A 19,813-nucleotide genomic window follows, 5' to 3' on the forward strand; every position below is an offset into this window, starting at 1 on the left:
GCGTCGGGTACCGCTGGCACGCGATTCAGCTGCCGGCGACCGCCCAGGCCGCGAGGGCGGCGACGAGCGTGCGATGGCCCGAGGCCTCGAAGGCTTGCGCGTCGTGGCCGAGCACGTCAACCGCGATGCGCCCGCCGCCGTACTCCCGCACCCACGCCGCGGCCTCCTTCGCGCCGTCGCCCTCGTGCCACGCCACGACGGTGCGCTGCCCGAGCCGCTGCAGCGCGCAGTAGCGCTCGTCGTGGGTGTGGAAGGTGGTCGGCACCTCGGCGGGCACGGCATCCGGCTCGACCTGGACCGTCATCTCGCCCGCCTCGGGGTGGAACGACAGCTCGGGCAGCCAGATCGCGCCGAGCGCCGGCGCCCACTCCGGGTAGTCACGCAGCGATGAGACCGCCGAGTGCACGGCCAGGACGCCGATGCCGCGCTCGAGCGCCGCGGCGAATCCGGCCACGGACGACGGCGGAGCACCCCGCGTCAGGCTGGTGCCGCTGCGCCACGGGTCGCCCGCGCAGACCGCGACGAGGTCGTATCCGTCGAGGTTCGCCATGCCCTGGTCGACGTCGTCCGAGACGGCGACATCCCAGTCGCGGTGGCGAAGGATGTCGGCGACCTGCGCCCCGACCTCAGCGAAGGGGTGCCACGGATCGGCGTACCGACCCGATCCGGTCAGGACGAGTGCTCGATGTGCCATGGCGGTGTCCCCCTCGCTTGTGTGCTCCCCACCGTAGGGCGACCACCGGAGACGTCGCAGACGGGTTGAGATTGGACGCCGCCTGTGACAGCGACGTGGTCACGCGGCGGTGAGCTCCCCGGGCCGGAGTCCGAGCATCGCCTCGACGGCGGTCGACATGAGGCGGATGCGCGCATCGGCGTCGCGCCACGAGACGAGAGCGTGGGCGTTGAGCCCGTCGATCATCCCGAGCACCTGAGCCGCGACCGCAGCGGGGTCGTCGACCCGGAACGACCCCGTGCGAACGCCGTCGCGGATGATGCCTTCGAGCAAGGCCGTCCAGGCATCCATCTGCGCGCGCACGCGCTCGGCGAGCGCGTCGTTGCGGCGACCGAGCGCCCACGACTGCACCCACACGAGGGTGACGTCGGAACGGGTGCCGTCGAGGAGCGTGCGCAGCAGCTCGCGGACGAGGGCGACGGCATCGGGACTGCCCGCCCGCAGGTGCTCGAGGTCGCACAGCTCCGCCGCGACGATCGTCTCGAAGGCGGCAGCGACGACGTCGTCCATGCTCGGGGCGTGGTGCGCGACGAGCGCTGGCCCCACGCCGACGGCCGTCGCGACGGCGCGCAGAGTCACCGCGCTCAGACCGTGCTCGCGGGCGATCCGTTCGGCGGCGGCGGCGATCTGCGCGCGGCGCTGCTCTCCGCTCAGTCTCGCTCGCCCCGCGGAATCCTTTGACGCCATGCCCGCCAGTCTGTACGCTTCCGAGAAATTGATCAACTGATCAACTAATCCGGAAGGACCGCGATGGCCTGGAGGATGCCGGCTGAGACCGCGCCGCACGATCGCACGTGGATGGCGTTCCCGCGCGTCGGGTTCACCCTCGGAGACACCGATGCCGACCGGGCCGACGGATACGCCGCCTGGACCGCCGTCGCCCGGGCCGTCGCCGAGTTCGAGCCCGTCTCGATGCTCGTCGATCCGACCGAGACCGCGCGGGCGCGCGACCTGCTGGGCAGCGCGATCGAGCAGCACGAGACACCGGTCGACGAGTTCTGGATGCGCGACCACGGGCCCACCTTCGTCGTCGACGACGAGCGGCCGGGCGTGCTCGGTGCGGTCGACTGGATCTTCAACGGGTGGGGCGCCCCCGCCTGGGCCGACTGGCGCCTCTCGGCCGAACACGCGCGCATCATCGCCGCCCACGTCGGAGCAGAGCTGGTCAGCTCGATGCTGGTCAACGAGGGCGGCGGCATCCACGTCGACGGCGAGGGCACGGTGCTGCTGACCGAGACCGTCCAGCTCGATCCGCGCCGCAATCCCTTCGCCGATCGGGCGCGCGTCGAGGCCGAGATGCTGCGCACGATCGGCGCCGACACGGCCATCTGGCTGCCGCGCGGGCTCACGCGCGACTACGACGAGTTCGGCACGAACGGCCACGTCGACATCGTCGCGACCTTCGCCGCGCCCGGACGGGTGCTCCTGCACGCGCAGCCCGACCCCGCGCACCCCGACCACGCCGTGATGCCCGAGATCCGCGCTGCCCTCGAGGCCGCGACGGATGCCGCGGGCCGGCACCTCGAGATCGTCGACCTGCCCGGCCCCGCGCAGCTGCGCGACGCCGAGGGCTTCGTCGACTTCAGCTACGTCAACCACCTCGTCGTCAACGGCGGGGTCATCGCGTGCGGCTTCGGCGACCCCGCGGCCGACGACCGCGCCCGCGGCATCCTCGCCGACGCCTACCCCGGCCGCCGCGTCGTGACCGTCGACGCCCGGCCGCTCTTCGCCCGCGGCGGCGGCATCCACTGCATCACGCAGCAGCAGCCCGCTCTGCCCTCCCCCGCCGGACACGCACTTCGTGGCGACTCGACGGGAAGAGCAGCGGGGACAGAACGGTGATCGAGGTCTACGAGGCCTGCATCGGCGAGCTGGGGGCGGCGCTCGCGAGCGGCGAGGCCACTGCGGTCGAGCTGGTCGAGGCCTACCTCGCCCGCATCGACGCCTACGACGGCCCCGACACGGCAACGGGGCTGAACGCCGTCGTCGTCCGCAACCCCGATGCCCTCGCCGAAGCCCGCGCGTCGGATGAGCGTCGCGCGCGCGGCGAGAGCCGGGGCCCGCTCGACGGCATCCCCTACACCGCGAAGGACAGCTACCTCGTGCGCGGCCTCACCGCGGCCGCCGGAAGCCCCGCGTTTGCCGACCTCGTCGCGCGACGCGACGCCTTCACGATCGAGCGGCTGCGGGATGCCGGGGCCATCTGCCTCGGGCTGACCAACATGCCCCCGATGGCCAACGGCGGCATGCAGCGCGGTCTCTACGGGCGGGCCGAGAGCCCGTACAACGCCGATTATCTGACCGCCCCGTTCGCATCGGGATCGTCGAACGGCTCGGGGACGGCCACCGCAGCGAGCTTCGCCGCGTTCGGGCTCGGCGAAGAGACGTGGTCGAGCGGGCGCGGCCCGGCCTCGCACAACGCCCTCTGCGCCTACACCCCGTCGCGCGGCGTGATCTCGGTGCGCGGCAACTGGCCACTGGTGCCGACGATGGATGTCGTCGTCCCCCACACCCGCACCATGGCCGATCTGCTCGCCGTGCTCGACGTCGTCGTCGCAGACGATCCCGACACCCGCGGCGACTTCTGGCGGATGCAGCTCTGGGTCGAGATCCCGGCCGCCTCCGCCGTCCGCCCGCAGAGCTACCGCGACCTCGCGGTCACGGGCCCCGCCGACGCCCGCGCCGTGCTGGCCGGCCGGCGCATCGGCATCCCGCGCATGTACATCGGCGCCGATCCGGATGCCGGCACCGCCGACTCACCCGGCATCGGCGGGCCGACCGGGCAGCGCATCGAGACGCGGCCGGGCGTGATCGCGCTGTGGCGGTCGCTTCGCACCGAGCTCGAGGCAGCCGGAGCAGAGGTCGTCGAGACCGACTTCCCCGTCGTGTCGCGCTACGAGAACGACCGGCCCGGCGCGGGGTCCGTCGCGACGAACGGACGCGTGAGCCCCGAGTACCTGCGCCGCGAGATCGTCGACCTGTCGGCGTGGGCGTGGGACGACTTCCTCCGGGCCAACGGCGACCCCGCCTTTCCCGGTCTCGCGGGCGTCGACGGAGCGCGGATCTTCCCGCATCCCGACGGCGCCCTGCCCGACCGCTACGACGGATTCGACGACGACATCGCCGAGTACCCCGCCTGGGTCCGCGCACATCCGGGCATCGCGCTCACCGACATCCCGCATCTCGAGGCCGGGCTCCGCGGTCTCGAGGAGACCCGGCGCGTCGACCTCGAGGAGTGGATGGATGCCGCGGGCCTCGACGCCGTCGTCTTCCCCGCCGTCGCCGATGTCGCTCCCGCTGACATGGACGTGAATCCCGCTTCAGCCGACATCGGGTGGCGCAACGGCACGTGGATCGCCAACGGCAACCTCGCCATCCGCCACCTCGGCATCCCGACCGTGACGGTTCCGATGGGACTCCTTCCCGACAACAGGATGCCGGTCGGCCTGACGATCGCCGGACGCGCGTACGACGACAGCGCGCTGCTGCGACTCGGGGCGGCCGTCGAGGCACTCGCTCCTCGCCGGATCGCACCACCGCGCACGCCGCCGCTGACCTGACCCGACCCGACCCCGCCCGGGGTCCCCGCCCCTGCCCTTCCCGAACTACCCTCGACGCAAGGAGGACCCATGACCGAGCGCTTCCCCGCCCGCATGCACGACGTCACCGATGAGACGCGCGCGATCGTCGATCTCGTGCTCGAGTACTCGCGCGGCCGGCTCCTCGCCGAAGACACGCCGCTCGACAAGCCTCTGCCGCCGACCGAACTGCGCCGCCTGGCCGGGCGCACCATCGACGCGGACGGCATCGGCGCCCGCAAGGCCATCGGCGTCTTCGAGCACATCCTCGCCCCGTCGTGCATCTCGACCGACGACCCCCGCTACCTCTCCTTCATCCCGAGCGCGCCGTCGAAGGCCGCCGCCGCGTTCGATCTCGTCGTCTCGGCGAGCGCGCTCTACGGCGGGTCGTGGCTCGAGGGCGCCGGAGCGGTGCACGCCGAGAACGAGGTGCTTCGCTGGCTCGCCGACGAGTTCGGGCTGCCCGCGAGCGCCGGTGGTGTCTTCGTGCAGGGCGGCACGCTCGGCAACCTCTCGGCGCTCGTCGCCGCTCGCGAGACCGCTCGCGGACGCGGCATCCGTCCCGACCGCTGGCGCGTGGTGTGCAGCGCGGAGGCCCATTCGTCGATCGCGTCGGCCGCTCGGGTCATGGATGTCGAGGTCGTGGCCGTACCCGTCGCGGATGACGGCGTGCTGCGCGGCGACGCGGTGCGGGCCGCGCTGGCGGAGCACGGCGAGAGCGTGTTCGCGGTCGTCGCGACCGCCGGGTCGACCAACTTCGGCATCGTCGACGACATCGCCTCGGTGTCGGCGGTCACGCGCGAGCACGGCGTCTGGCTCCACGTCGACGGGGCGTACGGTCTCGCGGCGATGCTCTCCCCGGTTGCGCGCCACCGCTTCGCCGGTGTCGAGAACGCCGACTCGGTCATCGTCGACCCGCACAAGTGGCTGTTCGCACCGTTCGACGCCTGCGCGCTGATTTACCGCGACCCCGAGCTCGGGCGACAGGCGCACACGCAGCACGCCGAGTATCTCGACACCCTGACCGAGACCTCCGACTGGAGCCCGTCCGACTACGCCGTGCACCTCACGCGCCGGCCGCGCGGTCTTCCGCTGTGGTTCTCGCTCGCGACCTACGGCACCGACGTGTACCGCGACGCCATCACCCGGTCGATCGAGCTCGCCGAGCGCATCGCCGCCGAGATCGGACGCCGCCCGGAGCTGACGCTGGTGCGCCGCCCGCAGCTCGGCGTCGTCGTCTTCGAGCGCGTCGGGTGGGAGCGGTCCGACTATGCGCGCTGGTCCTCGGATCTGCTCGAGCGTCAGCACGCGTTCGTCACCCCGAGCAGTCACGCCGGTCGGACGAACGCCCGCTTCGCGATCCTCAACCCGCGGACGACGTACGACGACCTCACCGGCATCCTCGACACGATGGCCTGATCGGCACGCGGGCGCTGACGGCCGCAGGGGCCAGCGTCAGCCGATGATGGAGATCCGCTGCTCGTCGCCCGCGGGCGACACCAGCACGATCTCGCCCGGGCGAGCGTCGTCCGAGACGCCCTCGACCGCGACCACGCTCAGCCGGGGCGCGTAGTCCATCGTGCAGACCTGGTCGGCGGCGGGCGTCGCCTCGGTGGCGCGCACCGCGTCGCCGTCGAGGGCGACGGTCTCGAACACGGGCGGGCAGCTCGACGAGCCCCAGGTCAGCAGAACGAGGCCCGCGTCGTCGAACCAGCCGGCGCTCGGCAGCATCTCGTCGTTCACCCCGCCCGTCGAGCCCTCGAGACCGGCGACCCCGTCGAGGTCGGCGTCGCCGGTGTAACCGCCGGACACGACGATGTCGACGTCCTGCGTGGGGTCGACGCCCGTCGGCAGCCCGACGTACGACGCGCGCGGCGCATAGTCGCGCGTGCAGGCCATCCCTTCGGGATCGCTCAGCTCGACCGTGACCGTCTGCCCCGAGGCTGTCACCTCGCCGACGACGGGCTGACACGAGGAGCTGCCGTAGGTCACGAGGCCGACAGCACGCCCGCCGTCGAGCCACGCCGCCTCGACGTCGGCGTCCTGCGACGGCGCCGCGGAGCCGGCATCCGATCCGCTGGAACCCGTGTTTCCGGGCGCGGCCCCGCCGGGGGTCGTGGCGCAGCCGGCGAGCGCGAACGCCGAGAGGAGCAGCAGTGCGGATGCCGTGGTCGTACGTGTCGTCGTCATGGTCTCATCCTTCCGTCATCCCGAGAGTGTCGCGTCACCGCGCATCGTCTCAGAACCCGATCACTGCAGGGCGGAGGTCAAGCGCGCGAGGTTGTCGAGCACCGTCGATCTGAGCGGCTGCTTCATCCACTCCTCGAGCGTGAGCTCACGCGAGAGCGACCGGTACTGGTCTTCGACCTGGCGCAGCTGGGCGATGAACTCCTCGCCGCGCACGAGCATCGAGATCTCCAGGTTCAGACCGAACGACCGCATGTCCATGTTGCTCGAGCCGATGATGGCGACATCGTCGTCGATCGTCAGGCTCTTCGTGTGCAGGATGTAGGGCTTGCGGTACATCCAGATCTTAACGCCCGCGCGCAGCAGCGCCTCGTAGTAGCTGCGCTGGGCGTGGTAGACCATCGCCTGATCGCCCTCTTCCGAGACGAACAGCTCGACCTGCAGGCCACGTTGGCAGGCTGTCTGCACCGCCAACAGCAGCCCCTCGTCGGGCACGAAGTACGGGCTCACGATGATCACGCGCTTCTGAGCGGCGAAGAGGAGCGCGGTGAACAGCTTGAGGTTGTTCTGGAACTCGAACCCGGGTCCGGACGGGACGATCTGGCAGTCCAGGTCGCCCGGCCCGCTCTCGAGCTCGAACAGACCCACGTCCTCCGATGGCGCCGAGCCGGTCTCGCTGTACCAGTCGGAGAGGAACACCGCGTCGATGCTGGCGACCACGGGACCCTGCACCCGCACCATCAGGTCGACCCAGTGCAGGCCGCGCTTGATGTTCTTCTTCAGGTTGTAGGTCGAGTCGGTCATGTTCTGCGATCCGGTGAACGCCACGCGGCCGTCCACGACGATGAGCTTGCGGTGGTTGCGGAGATCGGGGCGCTGGTACTTCCCCCGCAGCGGCTGCACCGGGAGCATGTGGTGCCAGTCCGCGCCCATGGCCGTGAGGCGCTTGACCGTGGCGCGATAGTTCGGCTTGCCTCGGTTGGCCCAGTAGTCCAGGAGTACGCGCACAGTCACGCCGCGGGCTGCGACCTCCTCGAGCGCCGCGAAGAAGACGTCGGTCGTCTCGTCGGACTGGAGGATGTAGAACTCGACGTGCACGTATCGCTCGGCCGTGCGCACCTCTTCCGCCATCCGGCGGATGCTCTCCTCGTAGTCGGAGATGATCTCCGCGCCGTTGTCGCCCGCGAGCGGCATCGCGCCCAGATTGCGGTTGAGCGTGACGACCGAGGTGAACCACGCGGGGGCGTCGGGTCGGAGGGTGCCGAAGTCGAGCCCCTCGCTGGTCTCGCGGATGTACTGGTTGATCTCGCGCTGCATCCGGCGCCGCTTCCGCGGCAGGCGCGGGTTGCCGATCAGGAGGAACAGCAGCACACCGACGAATGGGATGAAGTAGATCGCGAGCAGCCAGGCCATGGCCGCCGTGGGCCGCCGGTTGCGCGGGACGACGATCACCGCGGTGATGCGGATGATGAGGTCGGCGATGAACACCAGGACGAGCCACCAACCGGGGAACTCGAACGCGGTGAACTCGATCGTCACGCCGCCCCTCCGATCTCCTCGGAATCAGCGTATCGGGCGCGACCGCTCATCCCACGGGTTCAGGGGGTCGAGCTGTCGGGCGCCGGAGCGGCGAGCCCACGGGCCGCACGCTCTTCCGCCTCGATCTTCGCGTACGCCCGGCGCTCGGTGCGATCCATGCGCAGGATGCCGCGGAGGACGAAGACGAAGAGCACCGAGACCACGAGGGTCGGCAGCAGCGACCAGATGACCGCGCTCACGTATTCGTCCATGCCCCTATCGTACGGGTCCCCGCTGATGAAAGGCCCAGTCCGGCAGGTGACCGATCTGCGCGAACGACAGCAGGATCTCGGCAAGCCCGTGATCGGGATCGATCTCGAGGGCGCGCTCGGCGTACGACGCGGCATGCGACGATCGCCCCAGCGCCCAGGCGAGCCACGCGCACAGCGCAAGCGGTCCGGGCCGCAATCGACGCGGAGCCAGCGCGGCGACCTCGCGCACCACCGCGAGCGCGGCGAGCAGGCGCTCGGGATCGGGCCGGTCGCCGTTGCCCCACATGATCCGGCCGAGGCGCTCGGGATACTCCTCGCCCTCCTCCCACCGACGCTGCGCATCGAGGGCGTCGTCGCCGCGGCCGGCATCCGTCGCCCATTGCACGAGGGCGACGTCACGCAGGGAGGGTCGCGAGAGGCACCAGGCAAGCAGCGCGACGACGAGGGGATCGAGCTCGGCGGGATCGCCGTCGAGGACCCGTTCGAACAGTCGCGGCGGGTCGTCGAGCTCGCACGCCGCCTCGAGCGCGGCGGGGTCGACGCCGCTCCCACCCTCTGCCCCCGCGTCTCGCGTTCCCCGCCGGCCGCCGCCCACCCGAGGGATGCCGCACAGCACCGCGAGGGCCGTCTCGAGCGAGCGGAGCGCGCCGCCCACCACGCGGCGCTCTGCGGCGCTGCGCCGCGGCAGCTCGGCGCCCGACGTGTGATCGCGATCGATCGCCGGCCCCGGGCCCGGATCGCCGTCGCGCGCGGCGGCCCGTTCGATCTCGCTGAGCGGCCTCCCGCCCGCCGGGCACGACGCGTCGAGGTGAGATCCCCAGCCGTCCGTCGCGACGGTCAGCAGGTCGACGACCCGCACGCCGCAGACGTCGGCCGCCCGGCTCACCGCCGCCAGGACGGGAACCGCCGGCAGCCCGTCAGCCGCGGACTCCGAAGCGTACGCGATCGCCGTCAGGGCATCGGCATCCGGAATGCGACACACCATTCCCACGATGGTCGCGGCGGCGCTGTCGAGGTCACCGAGGGCGCCGGTCGGCAGGTCGACGCGCATCGCCCCGAGGCTCCGCGACCCCGCGAAGGGCACAACGACGAGGCTGCGGCTCGGAGCGAAGCCGAGCAGGTGAGGAACGAGAGAGAGGAAGTGCGCGGCATCCGCGGCGCGAACAGTCGTGGTCATGCAGACCAGGCTGGCGCCGGGCCGAGTGGTGCAGAGCCCGGCCGGGGCAGGATGTGGAAACCCGGACGGCTCCCTGGCCCTCGCAGGAACCGCCGGTTACTTGACGAGCGGGAAGAGGATCGTCTCGCGGATACCGAGGCCCGTGATCGCCATCAGCAGGCGGTCGATGCCCATGCCCATGCCACCGGTGGGCGGCATGCCGTGCTCGAGGGCGCGCAGGAACTCCTCGTCGACGCGCATCGCCTCATCGTCGCCGCGCGCGCCGAGCTTGGCCTGCTCGACGAAACGCTCGCGCTGGATGACGGGGTCGACGAGCTCGGAGTAGCCGGTCGCCAGCTCGAAGCCGCGGACGTAGAGGTCCCACTTCTCCACGACGCCCGCGATCGAGCGGTGCTCGCGGACGAGCGGCGACGTGTCGACCGGGAAGTCCATGACGAAGGTGGGGCGCTCGAGCCCGCCCTTGACGAAGTGCTCCCAGAGCTCTTCGACGAGCTTGCCGTGCGTCGCGACCTTCTCGGGTACGACGACACCCACCTCCGCGGCGAGGGCCTGGAGCTCCTCGAGCGAGGTGGCGGGCGTGATGCCGCGTCCCGCGGCGGCCGAGAGCGAGTCGTACATCGAGATGCGGTCCCACTCGCCGCCGAGATCGAACTCGGTGCCGTCGGCCCACGTGACGGTCGTCGATCCCGCGACGGCGATCGCCGCGTTCTGGATGAGCTCCTGCGTCAGGTCGGCGATGCCGTTGTAGTCGCTGTACGCCTGGTAGGCCTCGAGCATCGCGAACTCGGGGCTGTGGGTCGAGTCGGCACCCTCGTTGCGGAAGTTCCGGTTGATCTCGAACACGCGGTCGATCCCGCCCACGACGGCACGCTTGAGGAACAGCTCGGGCGCGATGCGCAGGAACAGCTCGGTGTCGAAGGCGTTCGAGTGCGTGATGAACGGGCGCGCGGCGGCACCACCGTGCTGCACCTGCAGCATCGGGGTCTCGACCTCGAGGAAGCCGTGCTCGTCGAACGTGCGACGGAGCGAAGCGTTGACCTTGGCGCGGGCGACGACCGTCTCGCGTGCGGTATCGCGCACGATGAGGTCGAGGAAGCGCGAGCGCACGCGGCTCTCCTCGCTCAGCTCGGAGTGGAGGTTCGGCAGCGGCAGCAGCGCCTTCGACGCGATCTGCCAGGCGGACACCATGATCGACAGCTCACCGCGGCGGCTGGAGATGACCTGGCCCGTGACTGAGACGTGGTCGCCCAGGTCGACGAGCTCCTTCCACGCCTGCAGCGACTCGTCGCCGACCTCGGCGAGCGAGACCATGGCCTGGATGCGGCTGCCGTCACCAGACTGCAGCGACGCGAAGCAGAGCTTGCCGGTGTTGCGGCTGAACACGACGCGCCCCGCGACCGAGGCGGTCACGCCGGTCTCGGCACCGGCCTCGAGGTCGGCGTAGCGCTCGCGCAGCGCCGGGATGGTGTCGGAGACGGCCACAGCGACGGGATAGGCGCCGCCCGCGGCATCCTCTCGCTCGCTCAGCAGCCGCTCGCGCTTGGCGAGGCGCACGGCCTTCTGTTCGATGACGTCGTCGGCGTCGTCGACGGGGGGCACGGGCGCGTCGCTCATGGCAGAAGAACTCCTCGGGATTCGACGTGCCAGTCTACCGAGCGTGCCGCGGGCGCTTGACGATACAGCCGTCGGACCGCTGGTGCTAGTGTCGCCTCGGCGGCGTCGCGGCACTACTCCAGCACCGCCGATCCGACGAGTGTGCACCTACCGGCCACCCGACGACCCCGAGCCGGGCCGCTAAGCGACGGCGCCGCGGGCGACGCGCAGGCCGATGTCGTCGTGAGCGCTGTCGGGGCGCGCCCCGCGGCGCGTTCCCGCCCGCACGGACGTCGCGGCATCGGCGAACCCGCCGCCCCGGAACACCCGGTCGCGCGACCCGGCGTCGGGGGCGAAGAGGTCCCAGCACCACTCCGAGACGTTGCCGAGCATGTCGAAGAGGCCGAAGAGGTTCGGATGCCGCCCGCCCACGTTCTGCGGCGACGAGAGGTTGTCGGCCGCGGTCCAGGCGATCTCGGCGAGCGGGCCGTAGTGCGCGGCACGCGAGCCCGCACGGCAGGCGTACTCCCACTCGCGCTCGGTCGGCAGCCGGTACCCGTCGGAGTCGTCGTACCAACGCACCTCGTCGCCGTCGACCGCGTAGGCGGAGTCGAGCCCCTCCCATTCCGACAGCGCGTTGCAGAACCGCACGGCTCTCAGCCACGACAGCTGCACCGCCGGACGCCGCGGGTGCGCGGCGGTCACCCCGAGCACCTCGCCGAGTTGCTCCTCGGTGACGGGATACACCCCGATCTCGAAGGACTCGACCCGCGGGCCCTGGCCCGCGCCCGCGACGGGCAGCTCTCCGGCCGGGATGCGGGCCAGCTCGACGTCGCTCACAGCAGTTCGTCGTCGGGGGTCGCGCCGCGGCCCGCCTCGGTCAGCGCCCGCTCGACGGTCGAGTGCACAAGGGTCGAGAGGAAGCGACCCGGGGCCGGCACTCCGGCGTCCTCGAGCAACGCGGCCGACTGCTGCACGATCGAGGCGGCGAACTGCGTCGCGGTCGCGATCGCCTCGCCGTAGGCCGGACGGTCGGCGTCGGCGACGACGACGGGCTCGCAGCCCAGCTCGACGGCGAGCGCCTGCCCGATCGGCAGGACGGCGGCCGGCGCGGTCACCGCGGCGTAGGCGCCCGTGAGCTGGCGGAGGTCGAGGGTCGACCCGGTGAACGCGATCGCCGGGTGCACGGCGAGCGGGATGGCTCCTCGTGCGGCGGCCGGCGCCAGCACATCGAGCCCGTGCCCGGGGTCGGTGTGCAGCACGAGCTGCCCGACCTGCCAGGCGCCGAGCTCGGCGAGACCGCTGACCAGCGGGCCGAGCTCGTCGTGCGGCACCGCGATCACGACCAGTTCGCTGCGACGCACGACCTCGTCGGCGTCGAGCACCGGCACCCCCGGGATGACCGCGTCGACTCGTTCCCGATCGGATCCCGCGGTGACGCCGGTCAGCGCGTGGCCGGCGCCCGCGAGCGCCGCGCCGATGACGGGTCCGACCCGGCCTGCGCCGATGATGCCGACGCCCAGGCGCGAGCTCGCGGTCATCGTTCGCTCTCCGGCGAGGTCTCCCCCGCGGGAGGCACATACGGCGGGGGCGGCACGGCGCCCGGCGGGAGCTCGGTCACGCTCGGCGGGGGCGGCACCGGGCTCGGGCCCGCGTTCGGGCTCGGCACGGGAACGGGCGCCGCCGGCACGGGAGGCACCGACTCAGCGACATCCGCCACCTCGGCCCAGCGGTGCGAGCGGTCGGATGCCGCGGCCGAGACGGCTACGTGGGCCACCCGCTCGAACGCTGCGATCACGTCGTCGCGGTCGATGCCCGCGACCGCGGTGAGCACCGGGCCCGAGACGGTATGAGCGCGCAGCGTCGCGACGCGCAGCGCGCGCGACACCGGCCCCTGGTGCAGCGCGACGGACTGCAGCCGGGCGAGCGGCAGCACCGCGAGCATGCGCCAGATCAGCCCGCGCCGCAGCATCAGCAGGTCACCCTCGATCGCGAGGCCGTTCCGCCGCCACGACAGCGGGCGCACGATGCGTGCCCGCCGCGGTGTCGTGACGTATCCCCCGGCGGACGAGCCGCCGAGCACACCGTTCCGGACGATCGCCGCGCGCTCCTCCTCGCTGACCGATGGCAGGATGAGGCCGAGCACCCGCTCGACGTCGGCGAGCGTGCCGACGGGAAGGACCGTGGTGAACTGATCGGTCGTCGTGTCGGAAGCGCTCCGGCCGGTCATGCGGTTGATCCGAACCGTCCACCACCCGAATCCGCGCCAGAGGATGGACTGCGTGATCTCTACGGCATGGATGCGTCCGGGAGGCAGGATCTCCGACACGGTCGTGAGCAGGCCGAACGTCACGCGCACGCCGTCGCGCGTCGGCGCGATCGAGTAGCGCAACGACTTCACGATCGTGCGCACCCAGTACGCGCCGAAACCGAGCAGCGCGGGGAAATAGGCGAAAAGCACCCAGTACACGCCCTGCGACAGGGCGATCGCGAGCGCGGTAGCGCCCGCCAAAATCACGACGGTGCCCCAGCTGGCGAGCTGCGACCCGATGAGTCGCCCGGGCGGGATGCGCACGACGGACTCGGGCTCGGCAGCATCCGCGTCGTCGCCTTCGATGAGACCGGTGATGCCGCGGGCGACGGTGTCGGCGACGGCGATGCGCGCGCCGCCGGCCGCTGCCGCGGCAGCCCGCTGTTCGGCCAGACGCTGCCCCGAGGCCAGCCTCAGGATGTCGGCGCGGATCGTCTCGGCATTACCGGTGGAGAGGTATTCGAGCTTGACGTTCGCGTCGGCACCCGCACCCACGATCTCGAGCTTCGCCGCGCCCAGAAGCCGCGCGACCGCGGGGCGGGTGAGGTTGACGCCCTGCACCCGGTCGAGCGGTGCGCGACGATGCGTGCGCGAGAGGATGCCGCTGCGCACCTCGACGTCGTCGTCGGTGATGCGGAAGGTGTGGAAGCGCCACGACAGGTAGAACGCGCCGATGATGAGCGCGAGCACGCCGACGGTGACGAGCAGGGCGATCAGGAGGAGGTTGTTCGCCAGCACCCACCCGATCGGGTCGCCGGCGGCCTCGTACTCCTCCCACTCGTCAATGGGGGCGTCGGGAGCGAACGCCGGCACGAAGATGCTGATGAGCCGGTCGCGCATGTTCGCGACCACGATGCCGAGCACCACGAGCAGCGCCAGCCCGCCGCGCAGCAGCGGCGTCAGCGGATGCAGCCGGTGCCACTCACCGTCGCTCAGGGGTGAGCGGACGAGCTCGGCCGGCGGAGCGGAGACGGTCGCGTCGGCCGGGGGCGGGGTCGGTACGGGGTCGGTCACAGCCCGGTCCGCCGCGATTCAGCCACCGACATCAGGTGGTCGCGCAGCGCCTCGGCAGCCTGCTGCGTGAGGCCCGGGATCACGACGCCCGTCGCTGCCGCGGCCGTGACGAACTTCAGCTGCGCGATGCCGAACCCGCGGTCCATCGGCCCGTGCGTGATGTCGACGAGCTGCATGCGGCCGTACGGCACGGCGACCATGCGCTGCCACAGGATCCCGCGGCGGAAGACCAGGTCGTCTTCGCGCAGCTGGTATCCGATCGAGCGCACCTGGCGCGGCAGGATCGCCATGCCCGCCAGGGTCAGCACGATGAGGATGATGCCGGGGATCAGCAGCCAGGGCAGATCGAAGACCAGAAGCGCCACGAGCAGCGCGGCGACGATGATCGCCAGGATGAACCCGTTGCTGATCAGCTGCACGGTGAGGTATTTGCGCGAGATCTGGTGCCAGACGCCCTGCTCGAGGGCGAGACGCCCGGCTCCGCGGGGCTCGCGGATGCGGTCGTACGTGCCGGCGTCGAGGGTGGCGTCGATCGCGCCGGACTCCGCAGCGTCAGTGGTGGGAGGGAGTGGCGTCGGGCTCGGGTGGTCCGGGCTGGTCGTCATCGTCGTCCTTCCGAATGGTGCAGAGCTGTTCTGCGATCACACCGGCCGCCACGAGCACGACGGCTCCGACGATCGCGGCGACGACCGCTCCCGTCGAGCCTACTGACGGCGGGACCGGCCGTGTGAGAAGGAAGAGCAGGAGGCCGACGCCGATACCGCCCACGAGCGCTCCGACGATGCTCGACGCCTTCGCCAGCATCGCGACGCGCACGGCGCGGAACGGGTCGACCCGCGGAGCCTGACCCCGCGTCGCCCGACGGATCGGCAGCGCGAGGGCGATGACCGAGACCGCCAGCAGCACGAAAAGCACCGGGAGCATGACCGACGGGGTGAAGGTCGCGCGCCCCGCCCCCGTGAGCACCTGATCGATGACGAACCCCGCGGCGATGCCGAGCACCGCCGACACGATGAGGGTCGCGGGAGACGTTCGTCTCACGGCGTGCTCCCGGGCAGCGCGGCCAGCAGCGCGTCGACGCGCCCGCGTCCGGGGAGCACGGCGTCGGGGTCGACCGCGAGCCACGGCCGGAGCACGAAGTCGCGCTCGTGCGCACGCGGATGCGGCAGGACAAGCGTCGGGGTCTCGCAGACGACGTCGCCGTGCGCGATGAGGTCGAGATCGAGCGTGCGATCCTGCCACCGGGCCTGGTCGGCCGAGCGCGGGGCCCGGCCGTGACGCTCCTCGATCGCGTGCAGGTAACCGAGCAGCACGCTGGGCGCCAGCCGCGTGTCGACGAGGGCGACCGTGTTGAGATAGGCCGGGGCCGCGGCATCCGGTCCGTCGAGGGTCAGCGCGACCGTCTCGATCGGGTCGGCCGACCGCGCGACCCGGGTGAGCGGCAGCCCGTCGAGATCAGCGATCGCTCGCGCGACCGTGTCGGCCCGGTCACCGAGGTTCGCGCCGATCGCGACGACGGCTCGACGCGCGGGCGCGCTGTCGGCCGGGCGGGGCTCGGGCGATTCTTGGGCGAGGCGGCGGCTCATCGGTTCTCCCGTCGTCGGGTGAGGGTCACGCTGACATCGCCGAAGGGCACCGCGATGGGCGCCTGCGGCTTGTGCACGGTCACGGCAACGGCATCCACGCGATCGAAAGCGAGGGCCGCGCGGGCGATACGGTCGGCGACCGTCTCGATGAGGTCCGCGGGCTCGCCCGCCAAGATCGCGGCGACCTGCTCGGCCAGCTCTCCGTAGTGGACGGTGTCGGCGACGTCGTCGCTCGCGGCGGCGTCGGCCAGCGACAGGTCGAGCTCGACGTCGGCGATGAACTCCTGGCCCTCGCGTCGTTCGTGCTCGTAGACGCCGTGATACCCGACGGCCCGGATGCCGCGCACCGTGATGCGGTCGCTCATGAGGCCTCCCGCCATCGCGCACGCACGGCCAGCGCGTCGCGGGTCGTCGCGACATCGTGCACGCGCACTCCCCACGCTCCTGCATCGGCCGCCAGCACGCTCGTGACGGCGGTCGCGAGATCGCGCCGGGCGAGGTCGAGCCGGCCGGCGTCGGGGATGTCTGCGCCGGGGGCTTCTGCGTCGCGGGCGTCTCCGATGGCCTCGCGCAGGAAGCCCTTGCGGCTCGTGCCGACGAGCACGCGCTTGCCAAGCCCGACGATGCGTTCGAGGTGGTGCAGCACGGTCCAGTTCTGGTCGCCGCGCTTGCCGAAGCCGATGCCCGGGTCGAGGACGATACGCGAAGGAGCGATGCCGGCCGCCGTCGCCGCGCTCACGCGATCCTGGAGCTCGGCTACCACTTCTGCGACGACGTCCTCGTAGCGGGCCGTGGCGTACATGTCAGTCGAGTGTCCGCGCCAGTGCCCGATGACGACCTCCGCATCGGATGCCGCGACCGCCGCGAACATATCGGGATCAGCGAGCCCGCCCGAGACGTCGTTCACCATGCGGGCCCCCGCGGCGACGGCGGCCGCGGCGGTGCCGGCGTTCATGGTGTCGACGCTCACGACGATGCCGCGCGCCGCGAGCGCCTCGACCACCGGGACGACCCGCTCGCGCTCGACATCGGGGTCGACGCGCTCGGCGCCCGGGCGGGTCGACTCGCCGCCGACGTCGACGATGTGCGCGCCGCTGCGACGCAAGGCCTCGGCGTGACCGACGGCGGCGTCGAGGTCGAGGTAGCGCCCACCGTCGCTGAACGAGTCGGGCGTGACGTTGAGGATGCCCATGATCGCCGTCATGCCGCACCGCCCGAGATCAGGGCGATGAGCTCGGCCCGCTCGGCCGGCCCGGTGTAGACGCCGCGGGCGGCGACCGTCACGGTCGAGGCATCCGCTTGTCGTCCGCCGCGCATCGTGACGCACTCGTGTGCGGCATCGAGCACGACGAGCACGCCGCGCGCGTCGAGTGCGCCGGCGATGGTGTCGGCGATCTGCTCGCCGAGGCGCTCCTGCACCTGCGGGCGCGCCGCCAGGGTGTCGACCACACGGGGCAGCGCGCCGAGCCCGACCACCTGCTCACCCGGCAGGTAAGCGATGTGCGCGTGCCCGGCGAAGGGCAGCAGGTGGTGCTCGCAGAACGAGCGGAACCGGATGCCGCGCACCATGACGGCGCCCGACGGCAGCGTGTCGGGAGCCGGGCCGCGCGCGACCGAGATCGTGTGCGCCAGAGGTTCGGCGGCGTCAGCGCCGACTCCCGAGAAGAACTCCGCGTACGCGTCGGCGACCCGCTGCGGGGTCTGCTTCAGCCCGGGACGGTCGGGGTCCTCCCCGATCGCCTCGAGCAGGTCGCGCACGAGGGCGGCGACGCGTTCGCGATCGACGGCCACGCCCCGAGCCTACGCGGTCGCGGGTCGCGCCTGCCCCGAGGGGCGGCGGTGCGGAGCGCGCTCGGCGGCGGTCTCGGCATCCGTCTCGGCGACGGTGGATGCCGCCAGCCCGGCCTCTTCACGACGCTTGGGGACGTCGATCGGGGGCAGGCTCGAAACCGGACGGTCCTGGCTCGAGAGCCACTGCGGGCGCGGCGGGAGCTTCTTGATGTCCTTGAAGATCTCGGCGAGCTGCAGGTGGTCGAGGGTTTCCTCCTCTAGCAGCGCGAGCGCCAGCTTGTCGAGGATGTCGCGGTTGGCGTTGATGACCTCGTACGCCTCGTTGTGCGCCTGCTCGATCAGCAGCCGCACCTCGGCGTCGACGCGCTCGGCGATGCGCTCGGAGAAGTCACGGCCGTGCCCCATGTCGCGACCCATGAACACCTCGCCCGACGACGACCCGAGCTTCACGGGGCCGACCTCGGTCGTCATCCCGTACTCGGTGACCATTTTGCGGGCGATACCGGTGGCCTTCTCGATGTCGTTGGAGGCACCGGTCGTCGGGTCGTGGAACACGACCTCTTCGGCGACGCGTCCGCCCATCGCGTAGGTGAGCTGGTCCTGGAGCTCGTTGCGGGTGACGGAGTACTTGTCCTCGAGCGGCAGCACCATCGTGTAGCCGAGCGCCTTGCCGCGCGGGAGGATCGTGACCTTCGTGACCGGGTCGGAGTGGTTCATCGCCGCGGCGGCGAGGGCGTGGCCGCCCTCGTGGTACGCCGTGATGAGCTTCTCCTTGTCCTTCATGACGCGCGTGCGGCGCTGGGGACCGGCGATGACGCGGTCGATCGCCTCGTCGAGTGCGCGCATGTCGATCAGCTGCGCGTTCGAGCGCGCGGTCAGCAGCGCGGCCTCGTTCAGCACGTTCGCGAGGTCGGCGCCGGTGAAGCCAGGGGTCTTGCGAGCGATGACGGCCAGGTCGACCGAGGGCGAGAGCGGCTTGCCGCGTCCGTGCACCTCGAGGATCTTCTGGCGGCCCTTGAGGTCGGGCGCGTCGACACCGATCTGGCGGTCGAAGCGGCCCGGACGCAGCAGCGCCGGGTCGAGGATGTCGGGACGGTTCGTCGCGGCGATGACGAGCACCGAGACCTTCGGGTCGAATCCGTCCATCTCGACGAGCATCTGGTTGAGCGTCTGCTCGCGCTCGTCGTGACCGCCGCCCATGCCGGCGCCGCGGTGGCGGCCGACGGCGTCGATCTCGTCGATGAAGATGATGGCGGGCGAGTTCTCCTTCGCCTCCTTGAAGAGGTCGCGCACCCGGCTCGCGCCGACACCGACGAACATCTCGACGAAGTCCGAGCCCGAGATCGAGTAGAACGGCACACCGGCCTCGCCCGCGACGGCGCGCGCGAGGAGCGTCTTACCGGTGCCGGGAGGGCCGTACAGCAGCACGCCCTTCGGGATGCGGGCGCCGACGGCCTGGAACTTCGTCGGATCCTTCAGGAAGTCCTTGATCTCCTGCATCTCCTCGATGGCCTCGTCGGAGCCGGCCACGTCGCCGAAGGTGACCGTCGGGGTCTCCTTCGTGACGAGCTTGGCCTTCGACTTGCCGAACTGCATGACGCGGCTGCCGCCGCCCTGCGCGCTCGACATGAGGAACCAGAAGAGCAGGCCCAGCAGCACCAGCGGCAGCATGAGCGAGAGGAAGCCGTCGAACCACGTGGCCCGCGGCACGACGTCGTTGTACCCGTCCGCCGGGTTCGCCGCGTCGACGGCCGCGACGACCTCGTCGGCACGTGCGGAGGTGTAGTAGAACTGCACCTGCTTCGAGCCCTCGAAGTCGTCGGAGAGCGTCAGATCGACGCGCTGATCGCCGTCCGTGGTCTGCACCTTCGTGACGGTGTCGCCCTTGAGCAGCTCGAATCCCTGCTGGGTCGTGATCTGCTTCGCGCCGGTGAGGCTGGAGATCAGCATGAAGCCGATCAGCAGCAGCGCGCCGATGAGCAACACGTACATCAGCGGGTTGCGCGTGACTTTCTTGACGTCCATGGTGCGATCAGGCTACCCCGCGCCGACT

At 71.6% G+C, this 19,813-nt stretch carries 20 protein-coding genes; 3 read left to right on the forward strand and 17 right to left on the reverse strand.

Annotation, left to right across the window (positions count from 1 at the left end; genetic code table 11):
• Positions 1 to 25: 25 nt before the first annotated feature.
• Positions 26 to 694, reverse strand: a complete 669-nt coding sequence (locus ACLBWJ_RS07605) for a ThuA domain-containing protein (protein WP_112616041.1) — start codon at positions 692 to 694, stop codon at positions 26 to 28.
• Positions 695 to 793: 99 nt separating this feature from the next.
• Positions 794 to 1,420, reverse strand: coding sequence for a TetR/AcrR family transcriptional regulator (locus ACLBWJ_RS07610; RefSeq protein WP_447660019.1), 627 nt, complete (start codon positions 1,418 to 1,420; stop codon positions 794 to 796).
• A 63-nt stretch (positions 1,421 to 1,483) separates the two neighbouring features.
• Here ACLBWJ_RS07610 and ACLBWJ_RS07615 point away from each other — a divergent pair, with 63 nt between their 5' ends.
• From ACLBWJ_RS07615 to ACLBWJ_RS07625, 3 genes are all read left to right on the forward strand, one after another.
• Positions 1,484 to 2,575 (forward strand): agmatine deiminase family protein, encoded by a 1,092-nt coding sequence (locus ACLBWJ_RS07615; RefSeq protein ID WP_447660020.1) that lies wholly within the window; start codon positions 1,484 to 1,486, stop codon positions 2,573 to 2,575.
• On the forward strand, positions 2,572 to 4,293 hold the full coding sequence (locus ACLBWJ_RS07620; protein WP_447660022.1) for an amidase: 1,722 nt from the start codon (positions 2,572 to 2,574) through the stop codon (positions 4,291 to 4,293). Before ACLBWJ_RS07615 ends, ACLBWJ_RS07620 begins: the two co-directional genes overlap by 4 nt.
• Positions 4,294 to 4,362: 69 nt before the next feature.
• Positions 4,363 to 5,730, forward strand: coding sequence for a pyridoxal phosphate-dependent decarboxylase family protein (locus ACLBWJ_RS07625; RefSeq protein ID WP_447660023.1), 1,368 nt, complete (start codon positions 4,363 to 4,365; stop codon positions 5,728 to 5,730).
• Between the two features lie 36 nt (positions 5,731 to 5,766).
• Here ACLBWJ_RS07625 and ACLBWJ_RS07630 read toward each other — a convergent pair whose 3' ends face one another.
• From ACLBWJ_RS07630 to ftsH, 15 genes are all read right to left on the reverse strand, one after another.
• Positions 5,767 to 6,501, reverse strand: a complete 735-nt coding sequence (locus ACLBWJ_RS07630) for a hypothetical protein (protein WP_447660024.1) — start codon at positions 6,499 to 6,501, stop codon at positions 5,767 to 5,769.
• 60 nt (positions 6,502 to 6,561) lie between these two features.
• The gene (gene cls, locus ACLBWJ_RS07635; RefSeq protein ID WP_258524646.1) at positions 6,562 to 8,031 is read right to left on the reverse strand and encodes a cardiolipin synthase; all 1,470 of its coding nucleotides are present in this window, start codon (positions 8,029 to 8,031) and stop codon (positions 6,562 to 6,564) included.
• A gap of 65 nt (positions 8,032 to 8,096) precedes the next feature.
• Positions 8,097 to 8,288 (reverse strand): hypothetical protein, encoded by a 192-nt coding sequence (locus ACLBWJ_RS07640; RefSeq protein WP_112615987.1) that lies wholly within the window; start codon positions 8,286 to 8,288, stop codon positions 8,097 to 8,099.
• A gap of 4 nt (positions 8,289 to 8,292) precedes the next feature.
• A complete protein-coding gene (locus ACLBWJ_RS07645; RefSeq protein ID WP_447660026.1) occupies positions 8,293 to 9,465 on the reverse strand; it encodes a DUF4192 family protein in 1,173 nt (390 codons plus the stop codon).
• Between the two features lie 96 nt (positions 9,466 to 9,561).
• Entirely contained in the window at positions 9,562 to 11,079 is a 1,518-nt protein-coding gene (lysS, locus tag ACLBWJ_RS07650) for a lysine--tRNA ligase (protein ID WP_447660027.1), read from the reverse strand.
• Positions 11,080 to 11,259: 180 nt separating this feature from the next.
• Positions 11,260 to 11,898, reverse strand: coding sequence for a formylglycine-generating enzyme family protein (locus ACLBWJ_RS07655; protein ID WP_447660028.1), 639 nt, complete (start codon positions 11,896 to 11,898; stop codon positions 11,260 to 11,262).
• The gene (locus ACLBWJ_RS07660; protein WP_282501918.1) at positions 11,895 to 12,599 is read right to left on the reverse strand and encodes a DUF2520 domain-containing protein; all 705 of its coding nucleotides are present in this window, start codon (positions 12,597 to 12,599) and stop codon (positions 11,895 to 11,897) included. The genes ACLBWJ_RS07655 and ACLBWJ_RS07660 overlap by 4 nt, the downstream gene beginning before the upstream one ends.
• Complete coding sequence (locus ACLBWJ_RS07665) at positions 12,596 to 14,383, reverse strand: PH domain-containing protein (protein ID WP_447660029.1); 1,788 nt, start codon at positions 14,381 to 14,383, stop codon at positions 12,596 to 12,598. The genes ACLBWJ_RS07660 and ACLBWJ_RS07665 overlap by 4 nt, the downstream gene beginning before the upstream one ends.
• Positions 14,380 to 14,988, reverse strand: a complete 609-nt coding sequence (locus ACLBWJ_RS07670) for a PH domain-containing protein (RefSeq protein WP_274178197.1) — start codon at positions 14,986 to 14,988, stop codon at positions 14,380 to 14,382. Before ACLBWJ_RS07670 ends, ACLBWJ_RS07665 begins: the two co-directional genes overlap by 4 nt.
• Positions 14,936 to 15,424: a DUF3180 domain-containing protein gene (locus tag ACLBWJ_RS07675; RefSeq protein WP_112615975.1), complete on the reverse strand. Its 489-nt coding sequence runs from the start codon at positions 15,422 to 15,424 to the stop codon at positions 14,936 to 14,938. The genes ACLBWJ_RS07670 and ACLBWJ_RS07675 overlap by 53 nt, the downstream gene beginning before the upstream one ends.
• Positions 15,421 to 15,969, reverse strand: a complete 549-nt coding sequence (folK, locus tag ACLBWJ_RS07680) for a 2-amino-4-hydroxy-6-hydroxymethyldihydropteridine diphosphokinase (RefSeq protein ID WP_282501916.1) — start codon at positions 15,967 to 15,969, stop codon at positions 15,421 to 15,423. Before folK ends, ACLBWJ_RS07675 begins: the two co-directional genes overlap by 4 nt.
• The gene (gene folB, locus ACLBWJ_RS07685; protein ID WP_114589233.1) at positions 15,966 to 16,334 is read right to left on the reverse strand and encodes a dihydroneopterin aldolase; all 369 of its coding nucleotides are present in this window, start codon (positions 16,332 to 16,334) and stop codon (positions 15,966 to 15,968) included. The genes folK and folB overlap by 4 nt, the downstream gene beginning before the upstream one ends.
• Positions 16,331 to 17,173 carry a dihydropteroate synthase gene (gene folP / locus ACLBWJ_RS07690; protein ID WP_323987087.1) on the reverse strand — a complete coding sequence of 281 codons (843 nt, stop codon included), beginning with the start codon at positions 17,171 to 17,173 and terminating at the stop codon, positions 16,331 to 16,333. Before folP ends, folB begins: the two co-directional genes overlap by 4 nt.
• Complete coding sequence (folE, locus tag ACLBWJ_RS07695; protein ID WP_323987086.1) at positions 17,170 to 17,760, reverse strand: GTP cyclohydrolase I; 591 nt, start codon at positions 17,758 to 17,760, stop codon at positions 17,170 to 17,172. The genes folP and folE overlap by 4 nt, the downstream gene beginning before the upstream one ends.
• A 9-nt stretch (positions 17,761 to 17,769) precedes the next feature.
• Positions 17,770 to 19,785, reverse strand: a complete 2,016-nt coding sequence (ftsH, locus tag ACLBWJ_RS07700; RefSeq protein ID WP_282501913.1) for an ATP-dependent zinc metalloprotease FtsH — start codon at positions 19,783 to 19,785, stop codon at positions 17,770 to 17,772.
• Positions 19,786 to 19,813: the final 28 nt, after the last annotated feature.

It is taken from the genome of Microbacterium sp. M4A5_1d, from assembly GCF_053345465.1.